The following is a 21,541-nucleotide window of genomic DNA, read 5'->3' as shown; positions in this document are numbered from 1 at the left end:
TGCTCCAACGCATCAACGCCATCACGTTGCAATCTTAAGGGTTAAATAAAAACGAAGTTCAGTCAACTAGCGTTGCGGAGAAGGCGGGCAGGCAACATCACCGGCCCGTGGCGCCAAGCCTCCGCCCGCAATCACATTGGCTGAACCTGTGGCGATACACCCTTCCTTGGGCGCCGCCAGCCGGACCGCAGGCTGCCCCTCGATGAAAAGACCCGGGACCGTCTCGAACATGCCTGCCGGACACCCCGCCACGTCCGCCAGCCGCAGCGCCGGCCGCCCGTTGATGAACACCGACCTCGCGCCCGTCACAGCACAGGCGGGCATTTCTGCTCCCGCTGCGAGTAGCGGGGTAGGGATGAGAGAGGGCAGAGCGAGAGCGAGAACGGCTGCAAATGACTTCACTGCCCGGGCCTTCCGGTCTTGCGGGAGCGGCCCTTGCGGCGTTTTTCGTCTGCCGGGTCTTCGTAGGAGCCGATGCCGGTCTTGCCGCGCGGGGTGAGATGCGGAGCGTCCTCTGCCTGAATGACGGGCTTCTTCGGCAGCGGGCCTGCATGGGCTGGCACTTCCGTGCGGCCGACGGTCATTTCGTCCAGCGAGTTCTTGCGCACCTTTGAACTGGGCGCAGGCATACTCGAGGACTTGGCCGCCCGGGCCCGGTCTGCTGCCGTTTCCTTCTTCTTGCCGCTGGCGCCCTCCTTGGTGCCGCCCGCGCCATAGAGCCGTTCGCCCCGATAGCTGCCGCCTTGTTCTTCCACCTCGGACTGGCGGGCGAGGGGATCGCTGCTGAGAGCAAGCTCGGTTGCCTGCAGGCGGCGGATCTCGTCGCGCAGCCGGGCGGCGGTTTCGAAGTCGAGATCGGCGGCGGCTTCGCGCATCTGCTTTTCGAGGCTTTCCAGATGGGCCTTGAAATTGTGCCCGACCAGATTGCCGTCCTCGGCAAAGCCCGCATCCACGGTGACGTGGTCCTGCTCGTAGACGCTTTCCAGAATGTCGCCGATGGAGCGCTTCACGCTTTCCGGGGTGATGCCATGCTCGGTGTTGTAGGCGATCTGCTTCTCGCGGCGGCGGGTGGTTTCCGCCATCGCCCGCTCCATGGAGCCGGTGATGTTGTCCGCATAGAGGATGACCTTGCCATCCACGTTACGCGCCGCACGGCCGATGGTTTGCACCAGCGAGGTTTCCGAGCGCAGGAAGCCTTCCTTGTCTGCATCCAGAATGGCGACAAGGGCGCATTCGGGAATGTCGAGGCCTTCGCGCAGCAGGTTGATGCCCACCAGCACGTCGAAGGCGCCAAGGCGCAGGTCGCGGATGATCTCGATACGCTCCAGCGTGTCGATATCCGAATGCATGTAGCGCACCCGCACACCGTTTTCGTGCAGATACTCGGTCAGATCCTCGGCCATGCGCTTGGTCAGGGTGGTGACCAGCGTGCGGTAGCCCTTGGCGGATGTCTCGCGCACCTCGCCCAGCAGATCGTCCACCTGCGAGGAGGCGGGGCGCACCAGAACCGGCGGGTCGATGAGGCCTGTGGGGCGGATCACCTGCTCGGCGAAGACACCGCCGGACTCATCCAGCTCCCACTTGCCGGGCGTGGCGGAAACCGCGATGGACTGGGGCCGCATCGCGTTCCACTCCTCAAAGCGCAGCGGCCGGTTGTCCATGCAGGAGGGCAGGCGGAAGCCATATTCGGCCAGCGTCGCCTTGCGCCGGAAGTCGCCCCGGTACATGGCGCCGATCTGCGGCACGGTGACATGGCTTTCGTCGAGGAAGACCAGCGCGTTGTCAGGCAGGTATTCGAACAGGGTCGGGGGCGGCTCGCCCGGCTTGCGGCCTGTCAGATAGCGCGAATAGTTTTCAATGCCGGCACAGGAGCCCGTGGCTTCCAGCATCTCCAGGTCATACATGGTGCGCTGTTCCAGCCGCTGCGCTTCCAGCAGGCGGCCATGGGCGTTCAGCTCTTCCAGCCGCTGTTTCAGCTCAGCCTTGATGGCGCGGGTTGCCTGCTGCAGCGTCGGCTTGGGCGTCACGTAGTGCGAGTTGGCGTAGATCTTGACGCTCTTCATCTCGCCGGACTTCTTGCCGGTGAGAGGGTCGAATTCGGTGATCGACTCCACCTCATCGCCGAACAGCGAAATGCGCCAGGCCCGGTCCTCAAGGTGGGCCGGAAACAGTTCCACCGTGTCGCCGCGCACCCGGAAGGCGCCGCGCTGGAAGGCTGCATCGTTGCGCTTGTATTGCAGGGCCACCAGATCGGCTAGCAGCTGGCGCTGGTCGATCCGCTCGCCCACCTCCAGCGCGAAGGTCATAGCCGTATAGGTTTCGACCGAACCGATACCGTAGATGCAGGAGACGGAGGCGACGATGATCACGTCGTCGCGTTCGATCAGGGCGCGAGTGGCCGCGTGCCGCATCCGGTCGATCTGCTCGTTGATCGAGGATTCTTTCTCGATGTAGGTGTCCGTCCGCGGCACATAGGCCTCGGGCTGGTAATAGTCGTAGTAGGAGACGAAATATTCGACGGCATTGTCCGGGAAGAAGCTCTTGAACTCGCCGTACAGCTGCGCCGCCAGCGTCTTGTTGGGCGCCAGGATCAGCGCCGGGCGCTGGGTGCGGGCGATGACCTGCGCCATGGTGTAGGTCTTGCCCGAACCGGTGACACCGAGCAGAACCTGCGTCTGCTCGCCGCTTTCAAGGCCGGAAACCAGCTCCGCAATGGCCGTGGGCTGGTCGCCGCGCGGCTCATAGGCGGACTTCAGAACGATCGGCACGCCGCCTTCGGACTTCTCCGGCCTCTCGGGCCGGTGCGGCACCCAGAGCTCGCCGTTCTTGTGCAGCGGATTGCCGCTTTCAATCAGCGCAGAAAGCGCCTGCACGGTGGCCGTGGCGCCCTGATTGCCGGACAGCTCCGGCAGAGCGTTGCGGCCCTTCTTCTTTTTGTTTTCCTTGAGGTGCTGCTCGAGCTTCTCCGCCTCTTCCAGCGAAATATCGAGCCCGGCAACCGGGTTCAGCCCGCCGGCGGCCCGCTCTCGCGCGCTTTCCGCCTTGCCGATGGACGTGCCGCGCGACGACCGGCTACCGCTCTCCGCCTTGCCCTTGCCGCGTGCGGTCTTGCGTGGCGCCGCATCTGCCGCCGGTGCGGGTGGTTCAGCCGGAAGCTTCTCCGCTGCCCCGGCGATCTCTTCCGCCCAGTCGGCAATTGATCCGGACAGGCTGACGCCCGGCAGCGGCGCTCCCTCAAACGCCGCCTGCGGCGCTTCGCCAAAGCCATCTGGCTGGCTGGAGGGTTCCGGAGTGGTGGGGGAGGCAGGCTTCTTGCTCATACCGTGCAGTATGGGCCGAAACCGCAGCGGGGGAAAGGGGGCGTTGCGGCTTTGTTCTGGCTAATCACTGTTTGAAAACCTGTTCCCGATGCCATTTGAGGCAATCTGGATGCGGCCGCAGGTGCGCAAGCTCGGGTACGCGTGCCCTCATATCCTTGTGCAAGAGGTGCGAGACATCGTAGTTCAGGTGCCGTGATGGAGTGATCGTGTAGTCGTCCTGCATGCACAGCAAGCCCCTATCGAACATCCAGTGAACCGTGCCGGAAAGAGCAATGCCGTTCTGGATTGAATCCGAACCACCATGCTCTACAGGCACGATATGTGCAGCTTCCACCTCGGGTCTGCCGCCGCCGTTGATAAGTCGCAGGCCTGTGAATGCGCATGTGCGATCGTAGACCCGACGAATATTCTGTTTGAATTTTGCGTCCCGGAAGCGCCGGTTCAGCAATTGAGGGATGATGGGCCTGTTGACCTCAGGTCCAAAGAATGGTGCCTGCGGCGTTTCGCCAAAGCCGGGCTGAGAGGGCACATGATCTGCATCCTGCGGAGCATCGACGCGATCTGGCCATTCATCGGGGTTCGCGATGCCGGCTGTCACGATAGCCTGAAATTCGGAGGGCTCCAGAAGGCGAACCGCGTTGACCGTCAGTCCACCGTTTGGCCGTCCATCAGGCAGAACCATGCGCTGCTCATAACCGCCGTTCTCCATGTAGTGAACCCATCTGTCGAAGTCGATATAGTCGGTCAGATGGGCATAGAAGTGATTTTCGATCTTGGTGTCGGTAGTTATGTTTCTGACACGTGCGACGCCAAAATAAAAACTACCCTTGGACCGCGGCATGGGGCCGTAATAGACGATCCAGTCTCCAACGGTTTGTTCCATCCGTTTAAGGTACTGCTTTGGGAAGTGATACTGCTTCCCGGTTACGTCGTCGTAGATGCTGTCAACTTTATGATACAGGACGGCTTGTGTCATGGCGGTCTCCTTATTCAATGAGTAGGAGAAAGTCGCAATTAATACAATAGCTTATGCATGTCCCAATTGCACTATCGTCGGTAGCGGTGCCCCGTTTCCTTCGGTTAAAAAGTTAGAAGCATCTGTAGGGGGCGTCAGATCGATCTCAAGTTGAAAAAGACGAACTTCCTCTCTCTGAACAATTCTTGATCGACAAAACTAAGAATAGGCCTCCCCTCAGATGTGGCTGTGCGCCATCATATTCGAAAGTATGAGAGCATGTTTGATCAAATGTTCGATATTTAATCTGAGCCAATTGAAGTGTATAGGCGCAGGAATGGGTTTTAATGGTCAGTAAAGCTACTGTTGACTGCTGGTTCCTCGGGCGCAGTTTAGGCCCAGCGTGTTATTGTTGTGCTGAAGCAAGAGTTTTCGGATATTTTTGTAAGGCCTGAGACGAAGGTCCCGGCAGCCATCGTTGATGAAACGCTGATTGATCTGATGGTAGTGCGTGGCTGGACGTGGCAGCCGTTTGGAAATAGCATTTCTCCGGCATTGCGCCAGAAATTTTGCGATCTCAAGTAGGTACTGCCGACTGAACCTGGATCCGACACGCGTGCTGCGTGCCTGGGCATAACTGGGTGTCGAGGGGCATACGGCCCTGTTTTCAGGCCTGTATCACAGTTCTCTCATTGCGGCACTCGGGCTTCCCGCCTGTGACAGGGAGGAGTTTATTGCGCGCCGCTGCGATGAGGCCGAGTGGGACATGGTGCTTGCAGGCGGGTATCTGGCGGCAAAAGACTGAAGTCACATCAGCTCACGATGAGCTTGGCTCATCGTGAGCTGACAAGCCCGTGCGGCGCATGAGCCTCGGCATCAATGGCAGACAAGCTTTCACCCGAACGGCGGTCGCGCAACATGGCGGCGATCCGGTCGAAGAACACGAAGCCTGAGATGATCGTCCGGTCATTGGTGCACGGGCTGGGTTTCCGCTACCGCCTGCACCGCAAGGATCTGCCGGGCAAGCCGGATCTGGTGTTCGGCCCGCGCCAGAAGGTGATCTTCGTGCATGGCTGCTTCTGGCATCTCCATCCCGACCCGGACTGCAAGGATGCCCGCATCCCCCAGTCCCGGCGCGATTACTGGCTGCCCAAGCTGACCCGAAACACGGAGCGGGACCGGGAACATGTGCAGCAGCTGGAGGCGATGGGCTGGCAGGTGCTGATCATCTGGGAATGCGAAGTCCGCATGCAGGATGAGCTGAAGGAAAAGATCCTTGCTTTCCTGAGACCGTGAGGACAACCCGGCGCCGCCCTTGCGTTCTGCTTCTTTTGATTGATGCAATCGTCAATTGCCATTAATACTTGAGAGAGACGGTTGGTTGGCGAGGTAGCTCCTATGGTTTCGCGGCCCCTCTTGTCACTGCAGGCCTTTGCCTCCCTTGCCCGCGGCATCGCGGTGCTTGTGGTGTCAGCCACTTTCACCTGGATGCCCGGGGCGCAGCAGGCTTGGGCGCAAGCGTCTTTCGGGGCTGATGAAGGTCAGAGGATCGCCGAAATCCGGGTCCGGTTGATGAACCCTTCCCCGGACAAGGCGATTAACGACCGCGCCATAGATCAATTCCGGCGCGGTCTTGCGGTCTATCCAGATGACCATTTCTACCGCACGCTTGTTGATTTTGCGCTGAACCGGGCCACCCGCGCGGCGGGGCTCGCCAGTGCCAGCTACGACATCGGCTTTGGCGATACCGGCGGCCTGACACTGACTTTCGACCTGACGCTTGGTGACGCGGCGGCTGCGGGGGCGCCGCGCGGCATGCTGGCAACGGGCAAGGCGTCCGATTTCCCCGTGCTCTATGACAGCGGCGGCACCTATGTGAAGGTGAAGGCCGAGTCCATCGCGCTGCACTATGGCAACGCGGATGCCTGGTACGGCAAGCCCGATCTGATGCTGAATGGCAATCCGATGGTGCAGGGCAAGCCCTCCGGCAAGGGCTATCAGCACTGGGTCGAGGGCATGGTGCACACCGGCCTCTACGGCATCACGCCGCTCAGCGAGCGGTTCTATGTCTATGGCGGGGCGAGTGTTCTTGCCAGCGGTTCGTATGGCCAGGAGCTGTTCAGCAACCGCACCCGCAGCCATGTCGCCATCGAAGATGCCTTTGCCGGCTTTATCACCGGGGTGACCCGCGAGAACGGTGACCGGCTTCAGCTTGACGCGTCCGCCGGGCGTCAGCGTTTCACGCTGGGCGACGGCTTCCTGATCATCAACACGGCAGCCAATGGCCGGGACCGGGCGGCGCTGCAGGCCAATCCGCGCTGGTCGGCGGATATGGTTGCGCTGGCGCGGCTGCGCTACAACAACACCAAGGTCGAGCTGTTCCGGGTCGATCCGGACGAGCTTCCCATTCTCGACAGCAAGACCGTCATCGATGGTATCAACATCGAGACCCGGCTGAGCAACGGCTTCGAGGCCGCCGCCAGCTTCCTGCGTGTGCCACAGTCCAGCTTCAAGTATTTCACGCCGGAGCAGACTTTCACCCGGGAAGGCCTGCAGGTCTTCGACGCCCGGCTGCGCTGGCAACCCAATCCGGCCGGAACGCCGGGGCCGTTCGTTGCGGCGGAAGCCGCGCTTCAACGCAATGAAAACTTCGACATGCAGGCCTATGGCTTCTATGGCGAGGCCGGCTGGAGCTTTGCCGACCTGCCCTGGTCGCCCACCTTCAGCTACCGCTACGCGCAATTCTCGGGCGATGATCCGAACACTGCCACCTTCGAGCGCTGGGATCCGCTGCTGTCGGGCGGCAATGGCGAGCAGTGGGTGCAGGGCATCAATCATTTCAAGGTGGTGCAGGATTCCAATGTCATCGCGCATCGTTTCCAGCTGCGGCTGCGTCCGTCTGCAAAGTTCGAGCTGGTGCCGCAGGTCTGGCTGTTCCGCGCCGACAGCCTGACGAACCTAGGCGGCAATCCGGCCCTGTCGTTCCTAGGCTCGAAGGACTACGGCTACGAACTCAACCTGACCGGCAAGTACTTCGCCTCGCGCAATGTCTATGTTCAGGGGCATGTGGCGGCGACGTTCCCGGGGGCTGCCGTCAAGAAAGCCTTCAACGCCGATCCCGATCCCTGGCTCAGCACGATGCTCTTCGTGCGCGTGGCCTATTGATGCTTTGCGAAAAGGGAGTTTTTGACATGGACCGCAGGGATCTTCTGAAGACGATGGCATTGGCTGCAGCTGCCCCCGCCGCCGCTGGCGCTGTTGCCGGAGCCTCGGCCACGCAGGCTCAGGCCCAGGCAGGAAACCCCATCGCCGCCATGCCGGGACACCATGACGTGACGCCGGTGAGTCCGGACTATTTCATCTCAGACCGATTTGCCGGCAAGACCTACATCGTGACTGGCTGTGCGCGCGGGATGGGCAAGGTGGCCGCCGAGCGTCTGGCGCGGGAAGGTGCCAATGTTGTGGGCGTGGACTGGATCGCCGATGAGGGCACAGCTGTCATCGCCGCAATCAAGGCAGCGGGCGGCAAGGCGGAGTTCGTGCCGGGTGACGTCTCCGAGAATGCCGTATGCGATCAGATGGTCGAGGTGGCCGTGTCTGCCTTTGGCGGCCTGGATGGGGCGATCAACAACGCCGGCGTCATGGATGCCATTCCGCCCAGTGAGCCCATCGACTACGACAGGCAGAAGGATCTGGCGTTCAATCCGGTTCATCTCGCCAGCGACGCGTATTGGGACGTGGTCATGCGGGTGAATGCCACCGGTGTGTTCCGCTGCATGCGGGCGCAGCTGCGCCATATGGTCGAACAGGGGAAGGGCGGCTCGATCGTCAACGTCGCCAGTGTCGCGGGTCTGCGTGGCTTCAGCTCCACACCGTCCTATGTCGCCAGCAAGCATGCGGTGAATGGCCTGACCAAGAACGCGGCCATCGACTACGCACCCTATGGTATCCGCATCAATTCCGTGAACATGGCCAATACCGACACGCCAATGGTGCAGCGCGCCAAGCAGCTCGTCGGAGCGCGGATGAAGGCCTTGGGCGGGGTGGGCATGGGTACGATCAAGACCCGCAGCCTTCTGCAATACGCCGACACCACCTACCGCGATGCCACGCCGGAGGAGCAGGTTGCGATCATGCTGTTCCTGCTGTCCGGCGAGGCCTCCAACATCACAGGCGCCAATTGGGCGACAGACGGCGGCTTCACCACCTACTGATGGCTGGAGCTGCCCGGACGCTGCGTCCTGTGTATCCCAGTGCCCCAGGAGAAAGCTGAAATGACCCTTGATCGTCGAGACATCCTGAAGGGAATGACCTTGGCCGGTGGCGCCGTTGGCGTTCGTGCCGCCAGTGGTTTGCAGATGGCGCAGGCCCAGGCTCAGCCTGCCGCCGCTGCCTCACCAGCCGGTGGCGGCGGTGGATATGCCGGCGGCCTGGCCATTGCTCCCACTGACCCGGCCTATTTCGTGCCGGATCGTTTCAAGGGCCGCACAGTCATCGTCACCGGTTCTGCGCGCGGCATGGGGCAGGCGGCAGCTGAGCGCCTGGCGCGCGAGGGCGCAAATGTCGTCGGCGTCGACTGGATCGAGGATCAGGGCGCAGCGGTGATCGACGGGATCCGCAAGGCGGGTGGCACGGCCGAGTTTGTTCCGGGAGACGTGCGCGATGCCGCCGTCTGCCAAAAGGCGGTCGACGTAGCTGTCGCCAGTTTTGGCGGGCTGTCCGGCGCCATAAACAACGCCGGTGTCATGGACGGTGTCTACTCCGGTGACCCGGTCGACTACGCGGCCCAGAAGCCGCGCGTCTTCGCCCCGGTCCACGAGGCGACCGACGCGTACTGGGACGCGGTAATGGAGATCAACGCCGGCGGTGTGTTCCGCTCGCTGCGGCCGCAGCTGGCGCAGCTGGTCAAGCAGGGGCAGGGCGGCGCCATCGTCAATGTGGGCTCCATCGCCGGGCTGACCGGCCTTGCCGGCAATCCGGCCTATGTCGCCAGCAAGCATGCGGTGAACGGGCTCACCAAGAACGCGGCCATCGATTATGCCCCCTATGGCATCCGCATCAATTCCGTGAACATGGCCGCCACCGATACGCCGATGGTCGCGCGCGCCGGTGCGCTGGTCGCCGCCAGCATGAAGGACGGCGGCGGTGGCATGGGCCGGATCAAGACCCAGAGCATCCTTGCCTATGCCGATCCGGCGCACCGTCCGGCCACGCCAGCGGAGCAAGTGGCAATCATGCTGTTCCTGCTTTCTGACGAGGCCTCCAACATCACCGGAGCCAACTGGGCGACGGACGGCGGCTGGACAACCTACTGAGCTGAGGTCTGCTGCTGGTGCTGCGTGCAGGTTCCTTCCGTCGAAGCGGCAGACATGTCATCGCCCTTCTGAATTTCGCCTCTTGACCTGAAGTGCACTCCAGCACCTAGGGTCGGCAACTGTTCAGATGGAGACGATGATGACACGGCTTGAACAGTTCTTTTCCTGCTTCGGGTCTGCGGACCTTGAAGGGGCAGGGCGGATGATTGAGGCGGATGCGGAGTTTGTCGCGGTGCGGCCTGACCGCGACGCACGGCTGCCGCTTTATGGCACGTTTCGTGGTGCTGGCGGGTTGGCAGAGTTCTGCCACGGGCTTGCCAGCGCGTTCGAAACACACGCGTTCGAAATCGGTGACGTGGTCGAAACCGGATCGCTGGCCTATGCCTCGGGGCGTTTTCATCACGTCGTCCGCGCGACGGGACTGCCCTTTGCCAGCGATTTTGCCGTGAGACTGCGGTACCGCGACGGGCTCATCACGCATTACCAGTTTTACGAGGACACGGCCCGGCTGGAGACGGCATTCCGGTTGGCCGGGCGGGAGTGCGCGCAATGAAGATCGGTGACCTTGCCGCACGTACTGGACTGAGCGTCGATACGCTGCGCTATTATGAAAAGATCGGGCTGATCCCGGCACCCTTGCGCGATGCCGGTGGCCGGCGTGTCTATGACGCGTCCATCTTGCGCTGGCTGCAGTTTCTGGAGCGGCTGAAGGCGACGGGAATGGGGATACGCGACAGGCTTGCCTATGCCGGGCTGCGCGCAAGGGGTGCGGAGACCGCGCGGGAGCGGCGCGAAATGCTCGAGCGCCATCGCCAGAAGGTCGCCGCCAGCCTCTGGGAGATGCAGAAGACGCTCGAGCTTCTGGATGAAAAGGTTGAGACCTACCGCAAGATCGAGGCTGGCGAGATCGAGGATCCCGGTGCTTTGCCGGCGCCCCGCACCGCGCAAGGTGCCCGCACATGACCTCTGCCCTCGAACGTGGACGCGGCATCGTCCAGACACTGAACCCCCGCCTCGAGCAGGTGCTGGCGGAGCGGTACGACGATCTCGTCGACGGCTTCAGCGAGAGCCTTGTCGAATGGGCCTACGGCCGCCATTACGCACGTCCCGGTCTCGATCTGAAGACGCGGCAGCTCTGCACGGTTGCCGCTCTGACGGCTCTGGGCGGGCAGACCGGGCCGCAGCTTAAGGTGAACATCGCCCATACTCTGGCGGCGGGGGCGAGCCGTGCGGAAATCGTCGAGGCGATCTGGCAGATGGCCGTCTACGGCGGTCTTCCAGCCGCAATCAACGGCCTGAATGCGGCCCTGGACGTATTTGCCGAACTCGACCAGTCAGCCTGAACCATTTTCCCTGCGGCCAGCACGATGGCCGCAGGGAAAATGCCGGACTCAGCGTTTCATCGACACCAGCGAGAACATCGCGCCCTGCGGGTCGAGGGCGTTGACGATCCACGAGCCGCCGGGCACTTCCTGCGGGCCGTGGATGACCTTGCCGCCGGCCTTGGTGACGCGGGCGACAGCCGCGTCGAGGCCGTCCACATTGATGTAGTAGCTCCAGAAAGGCTGCGGCATGTCGGGCATCTTGGTCATGATGCCGCCGATGCCCCGCCCGTTCAGGGCGAAGCACTGGTATGTGCCCATTGGCCCCATATCGACGGCCATGTCGTTCTCCCAGCCGAACATCTTGCTGTAGAAGGTGAAGGCTTCCGCGCCATCTCCGGCATAAAGCTCGTTCCAGCCGAAGGTGCCGGGAAGGCCCATGGCCGGTTCCGGCGGCAGAGGCCCATCCGGCATGTCCGGTTTGAACAGGCTGAGGACGGCGCCATGCGGATCAGCCACGACAGCGAAGCGTCCCACCTGTGGAATTTCCTCTGCGGGTCTGACAATCCTGCCGCCATTGGCTTCGAACTCGGCGGCCTTGGCATCCACATCCTCAACGTTCACATAGCCCATCCAATGCGGGGGTACACCTGAGCCTGCCAGTTCGCCTGGCAGAGCCATCAGGCCTGCGCTGGGCATCGGCTGGCCGGGGATGGTCAGAAGTGTGTAATCGAAGCCCGGCATGCCTGCATCCGAAGCCTGCCATCCGGCCACTTCCGAATAGAAGGTTGCTGCTGCTTCCGGATCCGTGGTCATCAGCTCGTACCAGATGAATTTACCGGTCATGGGAGTCTCCTCATTGCAAATCAACGGAGGCGGGCCGTCAGGCTGGAGCCAGAATGTGGGTCATGAATTCGCGGAAGGTACCGTCCTGCTGCTGCACGCTGCCGGTGAAGCTGCGGGTTCCGTCCGGCAGGAAGCGGATTACATCGCGGTAGACGGCGCTCTTGCCGGGGGTGTCGAAATCCGGGCCATCGGCTTCCAGAACCAGCGTCTGTCCCTCATCTTCCAGCCAGCCGCGGTAAACCCAGAGGTAATCCATCATGGAGCCGGTCCAGGTACCGGTGTAGCGGCCAAGGGCAGGGTCGTAGCCGATGGTCATCAGCATTTCCGCCGGTTCGCCGTCCGGCATGGGGCCGCGTGCTTCGATGATGGCCCAGAGATCCCCAAGCATGCGGCCGGTTTCGGTCCAGCGCTTCGCCGGATCCTCCGGATCATAATCCGGGTGACCGGTGGACGAGACCATCCGCCAGTCGCCCGTGAGCCTGCGCAGGACCTTGTGATGCTCAGTTGCGGTTGAAGGTTGCATGGCGGGCCTCCTCTCCCGGTTGCTGATTGGTGCCGCCTGGCACGAGCGCGCTTGCGCGCCGGATCAGGGCCCTCTATCCCCGAAAACTGCCGATTGACGATGTGAGTTGATATCAACATAAATAGGCTATGTCAAACACTCCGCCCGTTCCCTATGCCAAGACCCTGCAGGTGAAGGATACCTGCCTGTGCCTTTTCGCCCAGCGGGCCGCCCGTGCACTGGCGCGCCGCTTTGATCTGGCACTCAAGCCCACCGGGCTGACGAACCAGCAATTCTCGCTGATGATGGCGTTGAACCGGCCGGAAGCACCGGCGCTTGGGCCGGTGGCCCGGTTTCTCGGTATGGACCGGACGACGCTGACGGCGGCCCTGAAGCCATTGGCGCGTAATGGCTGGGTGGAGATCCTGCCGGACCCCAAGGACAGGCGTGGCAAGCGGCTGCATCTGACGCAAGCCGGGGCGCAGACGCTTGCCGCCGCAGTACCCATCTGGGATGAGGTGCATGGGGCGCTTGAAGCGGGTATGACAGCCGATCCGCAGATCTTGCGGGATGGGCTTGCGGAAATCAGCGGCTAGCCGCCGCTTTTATGTCCATCCGAATGGCCAAGGTCCCGCTCTGGCCAGACGAGATTGCGCAGGCGCTGTTTCAGCACCTTGGCCTCGGGAAAGCCGCCGTCCTCCTTGCGCTCCCAGATCTGCGTACCATCGCAGGTGATGGTGAACACGCCGCCGGTGCCGGGGACGAGGGTCACCGAACCGATTTCTTCGGAGAAGGTGGAAAGCAGCTCCTGGGCCAGCCAGGCGGAGCGGAGCATCCAGTTGCACTGGCGGCAGTAGGTGATGGTGATCGCGGGCTTTTCGGTCATGGCATGAGTATGCGGTGAGTCCGGCACTCCGGGAAGAGGGGCGGGGATACCGCGCTGATGGCTGGCCGCTTGCCGCCGAGCCAAGGATGGAGGAGAAGGGGGCTCTTTGCTGCCCGCCCCGGTTTCATGGGTCCCGTTCATGCCTGATTTGTCGCCCAAGCCTTTGCCTGCGCCTCTTGCGGCTGCTCTTGCGGTCTGCCCTCCGCTGGGTGATGCGCTGCGCCGGGAGGCGGGAGAACGTCTTGAGGTGACAGCAGTGTCGGGCCTCAGCAATCACGTTTACCGGCTGACGGGGGAGGCGGGAAGCCTTGTCCTGAGGGTAGAGCGGGCGGAGAACCGGGGTCTTGTCGGCCGCCAGACCGAGGCTGAGTTTTCGCGCGTGGCTGAACGGCTTGGGCTGGGGCCTCGTGTCATTCTGGCGGCGCCGGAGCAGGGCGTGATGCTGATCGAGGCGGTGCCGGATGCCCATCCGCTTGCGGCAGCGGTGGATGTTGCCGGGGCAGAGCTTCTGGGCGGCTTGCTGGCGCGGCTGCATGGGGCCGCTGCCGCTTTTGACGGGCTGGCACGGCCTCCGGTCTTTGTGCCCTCGCAGCGGCTGCAGGAGATGATCCTTGCGGCAGGGGCTGACGGCGCATCGTCTGAGGATCTTGCCTTTCTGCGGGATGCTGCCGGCCACCTTGCTGCAGTGCCGCAAGTTCTGCCCGCCCCATGCCATTGCGATCTGGTGCCGGGGAACATTCTTTGTGACGGGAAGCGCCTGTGGCTGATCGACTGGGAATATGCGGGCTGGTCCGATCCGGCCTGGGATCTGGCCTATGCGGTGCTGGAATGCGGACTGAACGCGGCTGCCGAGGCGGCGCTTTTGAGCGCCCATGCCGCAAGCCTCGCCCACGGTGAAGATCCGGATCTGATGCGCCGCCGGGTAGCCGCGATGAAACCGGTCTGCGACGGCATTTCCGCGCTCTGGGCTCTGGGGCAGGTGGTGCGCGGCAATGATGCGGCTGATTTCAAAGCCTTCGCGGGAGAGCGGCTGGCGCGGGCGCGGCGTAACGCCGGCGCCTGAGTGCTGCGGTCACTGAGGCGGATTGGCCTCGAACTCCTGCTGCACGCAATCAGCATGGCTGGTGTTCATCCGGCTCAGCAGGCCAGTGTCTTCCGGGCTGGCCAGAAGCTTGTCCCACAGGCCTTCCGCTTTCATCGTGCTGAGGGTGCAGGAACAGATGCGCGCACAGGCGGGCTGCTCCACACCGCCGGCCGTACAGGTCAGGGTGCAGTTTTCCTGAAAGTCACGGGAGGTTCTGTCTTCGATGGCGCCGCTGGCTGCGACGAGCCAGAGGCTGCCGAACAGAACGGGCTGATGGATCAGATAGACCGCCAGCGAGTGGCGCCCGCCCCGGCAAAGCAGGCGGCTGAAAGCCGAATGTGGCTGCCAGCGGGCTGCCTGCTCCCGAAGGCCGGGCCGCTGCAATATATGCCCGGCAGCAACGCCCAGCAGGGTTGCGCCCGCCCAGGGCACTAGCGGCACCCAGTCCACGCTGGAAAAGCCCGGGTCGCCGAGTCCTGTCCAGAGCCAGAGCGGCCCGTCGAAGGCAGGGCCAGCAGCCCAGAAGGGCAGGGAGAAGACCAGCAGTGCAGCCGCAGCAGAGACAACGGCCGGCAGCCGGACAAAGGGCAGGGCAAGCAGGCTGGCGGCGGCAATGCAGTGGAGAATGCCGAAGCGCACCATGCTGGCTTCGAGTGCATACCATGTGCCTGCGCTGACCGCGGCTGCAGCCATCAGGATCACGGCTTTACGGCGCAAGAAAGCGCGCCAGCGGATGCCGCTGCCATGGGCAAGGCTCAGGCTGACACCGGCCAGAAACAGGAAGGTGCCTGCAATCAGCCGGGCATAGGCCTGCCAGCCGTCATTCCCGTTCACTGGCCAGTCCACGATCCCGAACCAGGACAGATCCCAGGACAGGTGATAGGACACCATGGCAAGCAGCGCGAGGCCACGGGCAAGGTCCAGCCCGTGAAGGCGCAACATGGAAGAACCGGTACTTGTGGAACTGGTGGCCGGGCTGGCGGTCATTGCGGAGATCCGTTGAAACTCCGCCTGACATGCCCGGCGCATCTGACAGGCTGCCGGGCGGAGCCGGGCAGGTGCCTGCCGGCAAGCCTAGCCGAGAAAGGCGGACGCCAGAACGCTGGCAAAGGCTGAGATTGCAATAAAGCCCGCTACATAGGGCCAGGGTGAACGCGGACTGCTGACGAGACTATCGGTATCATAACGATCCTGAACGCTCATCTCAGGGCTCCTCCCGGTTGGGTTTGGTCCGTATGTGACATCCCTAGGAACGTTGCATATGGTTAACGTCTGGTTAAAGCCCTATTTGGCTCTCCGGTTCCCTTGTCCTGCATGTTTTTTCCGCGGCTGTGGAAAAGATCCTAAAAGCCGAGTGTTTCCAAGCCATTCTCCAGATAGTCGGCGAGCAGGGGCAGGCCTATCAGATAGCTGGCGGCGCCCTTCATGCCTCTGGCCCGCGCCTCCTCGACGGCCTGATCGAAGTCGCTGGCATCAAAGTCGCCGCGGCCAACCCAGGCAACGGCGACCAATTCGGCCGACTCATCCACGTTCAGGTCCGAGATCAGCTCCCGCAGCTCTTCTTCGCTCAGGTCGATGGATTCTTCTTCCGCAAGGCCATCGTGCATGTGCAGATCGGAGAGATGATCCTCATCAAAGTCGATGCCATTGCCGCGGTCTTCCTCGAAGGCGTCGTTGAGGGCAGCGGTGGCAGCGCGTGCCTTTTGCACCAGCATCCGGATTGTTTCAGGCGACAGGGTCAGTTCAACGGCCATGGCGGAACTCCATGTGTCTTTCTCAGGGATCATTAAGTCACTGGATGGCCCGGGAAGCAACGGGTCAGGACTTGAGATTCCGGCCGCCCCGGGTGGAGCTGATCCAGACGGCTGCATTGATGACGACAAGAAGAATGCTGAGGCTGGCAAGTGCTATTGCGGCTTCATAAGCCCCCTGATTTCTCAGGATGAAACCGAAAGGACGGCGGTCGCACCACTCGCCGCATTCTGAACTGGAAAAATAGGCCGAGATGTTGACGAGCTCGAACATGCACCAGGTCAACAGGCCCTGGTAAAGGACGATAGAAAGGATCAGTACTTTCCAGCGGGCAGCAAGCATGGGAGGGTCCGTTTGCGGGCAGCCGCTCTCGACTGCATGTTCATGTGCCAGTCCAATGTTTGACGGGCGTAATAGTTCCCTTGGCAGGGTAAGGACACTGCCGCGATCTCGCCGTGCCAGGCATGCCAAAGCCCCGGAGCACAGGTCTCACAGGGCTTTGGCAAACCAGCACGTCACGTGCTGGTCTTGAGAGGCTGCGCCGGATGCATCATCCCGTGCGCATCGGCACGGCAGATGGCGTGTTCTTGCCGGCCTGCGCAGGATGCTGGATGGCTCCTTGTGCGGTGTTGTCTCCATGGTGTTCGCGCGCAGACGGCGACGGTCCAAGGAAAGCAACCGCCACGGCCAGTATGACGCCAAAGACGATGGCCATTCCCAGAGGCCGCAGGCTTGCCTCATCCTCGGGCCGCGTCTTGTGTGGTGTCCGGATCGTTGCCATGGGCGGTGTGCTCATGCGTGTGGCCGTCCCGCTGCTGCCATCCGGTTGCGTCGTATCTCCGGTCATGCTGTCAGCTCCAGTCATCATGTGGGCGTCTGGATGAGTGCTGCGGTGCGCTGTCCGGCCGGACAGCCATGTCATGCAGCAGAGTCGCACCAACAGATAGCGTCAGCGGCGCCAAACTGGCGAAGGCGGCGGCCAGAATGGCAATCAGGCCCGGCCCTGTTGAACTTCCGGTGATCGCACAGATGGCGGCAGCCGCAAGACCAAGACCGGCAAACAGCCCGGCAAGCTGCAACGGGCAGGCCTGCCTGCGGCGGATCTGTGTGCGGGGCATCGTCCAGTTTCCCATCCCAAGGCCCTATCATCAGTGCCCAGACGGGCAGAAACTGGCCTGAAAATGCGACGGCCTGCGGCCCGGAACCGGGCGGGTTGCAGCATTTTTCATGGCCATTTCGTGGCAGGAAAGTTTCGGTTTGTAACGATCATCTTCACTGGATTTTTGCCCTTGCAGGCGATACCGGACCTACTGGATATTCCGGTGCGGGGATGGGCCCGCCGCCGGGGATGGGCAAGAGGCATGAGCGGATCAAGCGAGGCGGCAGCGGCAGTTATGCCCGCGCCGGACCAGAAGCTTTTGCAGACTGCGGCCGCCGCGGTGCCGGATGCTCACGCCGGGCCGCATCTCAGTCTCTCCGGTCTCTGGTTTCTGATCGCGGATCCATCCGCAAAGCGGCTGATGTGGCTCGAGACGGCGACAGCCCAGATCGAGGGCAAGGGTGCCGGACTGAAACAGGCCGCCCTGTCCGAGGCGCTTACCGCTCTGGCGCCGCAGACGCAGAAAAATCTTCTCAACCTGTTCAATACTGTCATTCGCAAAGGCAAGTGCGGTCCGATTGATGTGGGCACGGATGCAGAAAGCGGCATCGCAGGTATCAGCCTGACCGGCTGGCGTTACGATGCAGGCGATGGGCGCCAGTTTGTCATTTGCCATCCTTCGACGGTTAGTTCCGGTGGAGAGGGCGGGCATGTGGTGCGCGGCCTTGCGCCGATCCTGAAGCACTTCGTGGAGAATTCTGGCAAGATCGTCATGACGGCGGATAATTTCGGCTATGTCCGATATGCCAGCCCCGGCTTCTTTCACGCCTTCGGCATTGACGATCCGGCGCTTTGCATCGGCCGCAACATTGCCCACATCCCGAAGCGGGTCGGCAAGACGCTCGCGGCTCTGATCCAGACGGTTCTCGCCCGCTCGTCCAGCGCCTCCGGCAAGGGGCGCTTCAAGATGCCGAATGGCGACACCATGGTGATGCACTACTCGGCCCTGTTCTTCCGCCTCTCAGAAACAGCAGGCGGTGTTGTTTTTACGGCCGAGCCGGATGGCCACAGCGAGGCGGACTTTACCCGGATCTTTGATGTGATGACGTCGCCGGTGATCGTCGTGGATACCAAGACACGCAAGATGCTGGCCGCCAACAAGGCGGCACGCAAGGCCTTTCAGCTGACCCAGCAGTCGATGGACGAGCATCCCATCACCGAGACCCTGCTGCATCCCAAGAGCTACGGACTGCTTCTCGAAGCCGCCAAGAAGGCCAATAACATTCCCATCGCGGTGGTTGTAAACAGCCTTGACGGCGCGTCCAGAAACAAGCGCATCCGCGCGCTCTTCATCGACAACGACGAGGATCCGCCGCATCTGGTGCTGGAAACCCGGGCCTGAGGGGAGCGGCCAAGTTTTCCGGGTTTCTCTGCGTCAGCGTGACTTCAGGAAGGCCTCGATTTCGCTGTTGGCCTTCTGCACGCCCTTCACCTTGTCCACCATGCCCATGACGGTCTGTGCCGACATGCGGGTCTTGTTGCTGGCATCCGACACGCTGGAAATGGCGCGGGTCACCTCCTGCGAAGCGGCCTGCTGCTGGGTCATGGCCGCCGCGACAGCGGAAGACAGCGAATCCAGCTCGCGGATCATGTCGATGATCGAGCGGATGGCCGTCATGGCGCCGCTTGTCTGGCTCTGCATGGCCTCGATCTGCGCACGGATCTGCTCCGTCTCACGGCTGGTCTGCTCCGACAGACCCTTCACTTCCGCCGCAACGACGGCAAAGCCCCGGCCAAGCTCACCGGCGCGCGCAGCCTCGATGGTGGCATTGAGCGCCAGAAGCTTGGTCTGGTCGGCAATGGACTGAATGGTGCCCATGATAGTGCCGATGGATTCCGACGCATTCTTCAGCGCCTCAATCTGACCAGCGGTGGAATCGGCCTGTTCCGTCGCGGCGCGTGACTTCTGCGCCGCCGTCGTCATCTGGTGAGCGATCTCGGAGAACGATGCCGCCATTTCCTCGGCTGCGGAGGAGACGGATGTTGCCTGGCTTCCGGCGGCTTCGGCCGTATGCAGCATGCTGGCGGCGGTGTTGTCCAGCTCGGAGCCGATCTCGTTCATGGTCGTGACCACGCCGCTGATCTGGTCGGTCACATGGGTCTGGTCGGTGATGATCGACCAGCTCAGCATCGGGCCAAGATAGCTTCCGTCCGTGTCCTGAATGGCCGAGACGTCAAGGCGGAGGGTTTCCGGCCCGACCTTGATGTTGGCGCGCCAGGGCAGGTTGGAAGGATCGGAGAGGATCTTGCGCTGGTGGCCGGGATGCTTGTGGAACACGTCGATGGAGCTGCCGAGCAGGTCCTTCACCTTGACGGGGAGGTACTTTTCGACTGCCTCCAGGGTCTTGAGACTCGTCTGGTTGACATAGTTGATCTCGAAGGTTTTCGGATCGCAGGTCATCACGTTGATCGGCATCTTGTCGATCATCTGCAGCAGGCGCTTGGTCTCCCTGTCCGCCTTGTACTGCTCGGTGACGATGCTCCAGACCAGCGACGCCTTTGTATAGCGGCCTGCTGCGTCATAGATCGCCGAGATGTGCAGATCGATGACCTCACCGCCCAGCTTGATACGGGCCTTGTGCGGCAGCTTCTTGGGGTCTCCAATGATCCGGCGCTGATGCTCCGGATGCTTGTGAAACACGTCAATGCAGGTGCCAACGATCTTGGAGGGATCCAGATTCAGGATGTGCTTGAGCTTGTCCACCAAGCCGATCGAAGCCTTGTTGGCGTAGTCGATGCAGAAGCTCGAAAGATCGCAGGTCATGACGGCGACCGGCAAATCGTCCAATGCCTGAAGGGCATCCCGGTTGATGCTGCGCTGCATGTTGCCGATGGAGAACAGGCTGGCCATCTGTGGGCACTCCGCTTGGTGTATGCATACGTTCTTCCACGTAGTCATTACTTGAGGCTTAAGTTCACCCTGCGGAATTTTTTCCAAACTGGAAAAATTAAGATGATGATACTGATGATTTCTCGATGATCATTGTTATTTGTTTCAGGGGGAATCGCGGTTGTTCTGGTGAGGCCTCGTCGTTTCTGCCCGGCATATGCCCTTGGCCTGATCTGCAAAAAAAGTGGATGCAAGCCGCAGATCTGCGGTGCTTGGGCCTTGCAGCGCTTCTGTTGTCGGCTTAGGGTCCGCGCGCTCGAATTCACCATGTCTCCTATGGAGGACCCTCATGGGCTTTATTGCCGATGCTCTTTCGCGTGTGAAACCGTCCGCAACGATTGCGGTCACCAACAAGGCGCGTGAGCTGAAAGCCGCCGGCCGGGACGTTATCGGTCTTGGCGCTGGCGAACCGGACTTTGATACCCCGGAAAACATCAAGGCTGCGGCGATCAAGGCCATCAATGAGGGCAAGACCAAATACACCGCCGTGGACGGCATTCCCGAGCTGAAGGAGGCGATCTGCGCCAAGTTCAAGCGCGAGAACGGCCTGACCTACACCCCGGCGCAGGTGACGGTCGGCACCGGCGGCAAGCAGGTGCTCTACAATGCCCTGATCGCCACCGTGAATCCCGGTGATGAGGTTCTGATCCCGACGCCGTACTGGGTGAGCTACCCGGACATGGTGGAGCTGGCTGGCGGCACGCCGGTGATCGTGGAAGCCGACAAGAAGACCTTCAAGATCACTGCCGAAGCGCTGGAAGCTGCGATCACGCCGAAGACCAAGTGGTTCATCTTCAACTCGCCGTCGAACCCCTCGGGTGCGGCCTACACGCGCGCCGAGCTGAAGGCGCTCACCGATGTGCTCGTCCGTCATCCGCATGTGTGGGTGATGAGCGACGACATGTATGAGCACCTTGTCTATGACAACTTCGAGTTCACGACCCCGGCGCAGGTCGAGCCGTCGCTCTACGACCGCACCCTGACGGTAAACGGCGTCTCCAAGGCTTATGCCATGACCGGCTGGCGCATTGGCTATGCGGCTGGTCCCGTGCAGCTGATCAAGGCGATGGCAACGGTGCAATCCCAGTCCACGTCCAACCCCAGCTCCATCGCCCAGTATGCGGCCGTGGAAGCGCTGAACGGACCGCAGGATTTCATCCCGAAGAACAACGAGATCTTCAAGGCCCGCCGCGATCTGGTGGTATCCATGCTGAACCAGGCCAAGGGTCTGGTCTGCCCGGTTCCGGAAGGTGCGTTCTACGTGTTCCCGTCCTGCGAAGGCTGCATCGGCAAGACCACGCCGTCCGGCAAGGTCATCGAGACCGACGAGGATTTCGTGACCGAGCTGCTGGAAGCTGAAGGCGTTGCCGTGGTGCAGGGCTCGGCCTTCGGCCTTGGCCCGAACTTCCGCATCTCCTACGCCACCGCAACCGAAGCCCTGGAAGACGCCTGCCAGCGCATCCAGCGTTTCTGCGGAAACCTGCGTTAAGCCTTATCTGACGGTGCAAGT

23 protein-coding genes are annotated in these 21,541 nt (G+C 62.1%); 11 read left to right on the top strand and 12 right to left on the bottom strand.

Features of this window, described 5'->3' with window-relative positions:
* Positions 1-398 precede the first annotated feature (398 nt).
* Both uvrB and V6L75_RS17500 read right to left on the bottom strand, forming a co-directional pair.
* A complete protein-coding gene (uvrB, locus tag V6L75_RS17505; RefSeq protein WP_334252766.1) occupies positions 399-3,320 on the bottom strand; it encodes an excinuclease ABC subunit UvrB in 2,922 nt (973 codons plus the stop codon).
* A 64-nt stretch (positions 3,321-3,384) separates the two neighbouring features.
* Positions 3,385-4,296, bottom strand: a complete 912-nt coding sequence (locus V6L75_RS17500) for an HNH endonuclease (RefSeq protein WP_334252765.1) — start codon at positions 4,294-4,296, stop codon at positions 3,385-3,387.
* Positions 4,297-5,154: 858 nt separating this feature from the next.
* On the opposite strand from V6L75_RS17500, the gene V6L75_RS17495 reads away from it, so the two are divergent.
* The 7 genes from V6L75_RS17495 to V6L75_RS17465 all read left to right on the top strand — a co-directional run bounded on the left by V6L75_RS17495 (position 5,155) and on the right by V6L75_RS17465 (position 10,933).
* The gene (locus tag V6L75_RS17495) at positions 5,155-5,571 is read left to right on the top strand and encodes a very short patch repair endonuclease (RefSeq protein ID WP_334252764.1); all 417 of its coding nucleotides are present in this window, start codon (positions 5,155-5,157) and stop codon (positions 5,569-5,571) included.
* A gap of 102 nt (positions 5,572-5,673) precedes the next feature.
* Positions 5,674-7,440: an alginate export family protein gene (locus V6L75_RS17490; RefSeq protein ID WP_334252763.1), complete on the top strand. Its 1,767-nt coding sequence runs from the start codon at positions 5,674-5,676 to the stop codon at positions 7,438-7,440.
* 26 nt (positions 7,441-7,466) lie between these two features.
* Complete coding sequence (locus tag V6L75_RS17485; RefSeq protein WP_334252762.1) at positions 7,467-8,489, top strand: SDR family NAD(P)-dependent oxidoreductase; 1,023 nt, start codon at positions 7,467-7,469, stop codon at positions 8,487-8,489.
* A 60-nt stretch (positions 8,490-8,549) separates the two neighbouring features.
* Positions 8,550-9,590 (top strand): SDR family NAD(P)-dependent oxidoreductase, encoded by a 1,041-nt coding sequence (locus V6L75_RS17480; protein WP_334252761.1) that lies wholly within the window; start codon positions 8,550-8,552, stop codon positions 9,588-9,590.
* A 139-nt stretch (positions 9,591-9,729) separates the two neighbouring features.
* A complete protein-coding gene (locus V6L75_RS17475; RefSeq protein ID WP_334252760.1) occupies positions 9,730-10,143 on the top strand; it encodes a nuclear transport factor 2 family protein in 414 nt (137 codons plus the stop codon).
* Positions 10,140-10,553 carry a MerR family transcriptional regulator gene (locus tag V6L75_RS17470; protein WP_334252759.1) on the top strand — a complete coding sequence of 138 codons (414 nt, stop codon included), beginning with the start codon at positions 10,140-10,142 and terminating at the stop codon, positions 10,551-10,553. Before V6L75_RS17475 ends, V6L75_RS17470 begins: the two co-directional genes overlap by 4 nt.
* Entirely contained in the window at positions 10,550-10,933 is a 384-nt protein-coding gene (locus V6L75_RS17465) for a carboxymuconolactone decarboxylase family protein (RefSeq protein WP_334252758.1), read from the top strand. The genes V6L75_RS17470 and V6L75_RS17465 overlap by 4 nt, the downstream gene beginning before the upstream one ends.
* A gap of 48 nt (positions 10,934-10,981) precedes the next feature.
* Here V6L75_RS17465 and V6L75_RS17460 read toward each other — a convergent pair whose 3' ends face one another.
* Together V6L75_RS17460 and V6L75_RS17455 are read right to left on the bottom strand one after the other, a co-directional pair.
* Positions 10,982-11,758: a VOC family protein gene (locus V6L75_RS17460; protein WP_334252757.1), complete on the bottom strand. Its 777-nt coding sequence runs from the start codon at positions 11,756-11,758 to the stop codon at positions 10,982-10,984.
* A 37-nt stretch (positions 11,759-11,795) separates the two neighbouring features.
* Positions 11,796-12,281, bottom strand: coding sequence for a DUF1579 domain-containing protein (locus tag V6L75_RS17455; protein ID WP_334252756.1), 486 nt, complete (start codon positions 12,279-12,281; stop codon positions 11,796-11,798).
* Positions 12,282-12,409: 128 nt separating this feature from the next.
* Between V6L75_RS17455 and V6L75_RS17450 the strand changes: the two genes are divergently transcribed.
* Positions 12,410-12,856 carry a MarR family transcriptional regulator gene (locus tag V6L75_RS17450; RefSeq protein WP_334252755.1) on the top strand — a complete coding sequence of 149 codons (447 nt, stop codon included), beginning with the start codon at positions 12,410-12,412 and terminating at the stop codon, positions 12,854-12,856.
* Here the strand turns inward: V6L75_RS17450 and V6L75_RS17445 are convergent.
* Positions 12,853-13,146, bottom strand: a complete 294-nt coding sequence (locus V6L75_RS17445; RefSeq protein WP_334252754.1) for an Rdx family protein — start codon at positions 13,144-13,146, stop codon at positions 12,853-12,855. The genes V6L75_RS17450 and V6L75_RS17445 overlap by 4 nt on opposite strands.
* Before the next feature lie 139 nt (positions 13,147-13,285).
* On the opposite strand from V6L75_RS17445, the gene V6L75_RS17440 reads away from it, so the two are divergent.
* The gene (locus V6L75_RS17440) at positions 13,286-14,209 is read left to right on the top strand and encodes a choline/ethanolamine kinase family protein (RefSeq protein ID WP_334252753.1); all 924 of its coding nucleotides are present in this window, start codon (positions 13,286-13,288) and stop codon (positions 14,207-14,209) included.
* 9 nt (positions 14,210-14,218) lie between these two features.
* On the opposite strand, the gene V6L75_RS17435 is transcribed toward V6L75_RS17440, so the two are convergent.
* The 6 genes from V6L75_RS17435 to V6L75_RS17410 all read right to left on the bottom strand — a co-directional run bounded on the left by V6L75_RS17435 (position 14,219) and on the right by V6L75_RS17410 (position 17,100).
* Positions 14,219-15,217, bottom strand: coding sequence for a heparan-alpha-glucosaminide N-acetyltransferase (locus tag V6L75_RS17435; protein ID WP_334252752.1), 999 nt, complete (start codon positions 15,215-15,217; stop codon positions 14,219-14,221).
* An 87-nt stretch (positions 15,218-15,304) separates the two neighbouring features.
* A complete protein-coding gene (locus V6L75_RS17430) occupies positions 15,305-15,433 on the bottom strand; it encodes a hypothetical protein (RefSeq protein WP_334252751.1) in 129 nt (42 codons plus the stop codon).
* A gap of 140 nt (positions 15,434-15,573) precedes the next feature.
* Positions 15,574-15,984 (bottom strand): DUF3775 domain-containing protein, encoded by a 411-nt coding sequence (locus tag V6L75_RS17425; protein ID WP_334252750.1) that lies wholly within the window; start codon positions 15,982-15,984, stop codon positions 15,574-15,576.
* A 64-nt stretch (positions 15,985-16,048) separates the two neighbouring features.
* Complete coding sequence (locus tag V6L75_RS17420) at positions 16,049-16,324, bottom strand: hypothetical protein (RefSeq protein ID WP_334252749.1); 276 nt, start codon at positions 16,322-16,324, stop codon at positions 16,049-16,051.
* Positions 16,325-16,532: 208 nt separating this feature from the next.
* Positions 16,533-16,829 carry a hypothetical protein gene (locus V6L75_RS17415; RefSeq protein WP_334252748.1) on the bottom strand — a complete coding sequence of 99 codons (297 nt, stop codon included), beginning with the start codon at positions 16,827-16,829 and terminating at the stop codon, positions 16,533-16,535.
* 4 nt (positions 16,830-16,833) lie between these two features.
* On the bottom strand, positions 16,834-17,100 hold the full coding sequence (locus V6L75_RS17410; RefSeq protein WP_334252747.1) for a hypothetical protein: 267 nt from the start codon (positions 17,098-17,100) through the stop codon (positions 16,834-16,836).
* A 243-nt stretch (positions 17,101-17,343) separates the two neighbouring features.
* On the opposite strand from V6L75_RS17410, the gene V6L75_RS17405 reads away from it, so the two are divergent.
* Entirely contained in the window at positions 17,344-18,483 is a 1,140-nt protein-coding gene (locus tag V6L75_RS17405; protein WP_334252746.1) for a PAS domain-containing protein, read from the top strand.
* A gap of 33 nt (positions 18,484-18,516) precedes the next feature.
* Here V6L75_RS17405 and V6L75_RS17400 read toward each other — a convergent pair whose 3' ends face one another.
* Positions 18,517-19,992, bottom strand: a complete 1,476-nt coding sequence (locus V6L75_RS17400; RefSeq protein ID WP_334252745.1) for a methyl-accepting chemotaxis protein — start codon at positions 19,990-19,992, stop codon at positions 18,517-18,519.
* 328 nt (positions 19,993-20,320) lie between these two features.
* On the opposite strand from V6L75_RS17400, the gene V6L75_RS17395 reads away from it, so the two are divergent.
* On the top strand, positions 20,321-21,520 hold the full coding sequence (locus V6L75_RS17395) for a pyridoxal phosphate-dependent aminotransferase (protein WP_334252744.1): 1,200 nt from the start codon (positions 20,321-20,323) through the stop codon (positions 21,518-21,520).
* Positions 21,521-21,541 lie beyond the last annotated feature (21 nt).

This window comes from Pannonibacter anstelovis (assembly GCF_036881715.1).
GTDB lineage: Bacteria > Pseudomonadota > Alphaproteobacteria > Rhizobiales > Stappiaceae > Pannonibacter > Pannonibacter anstelovis.
Note: the sequence above shows the minus strand (reverse complement) of the source record. Positions and strands in the feature narration are given on the sequence as shown.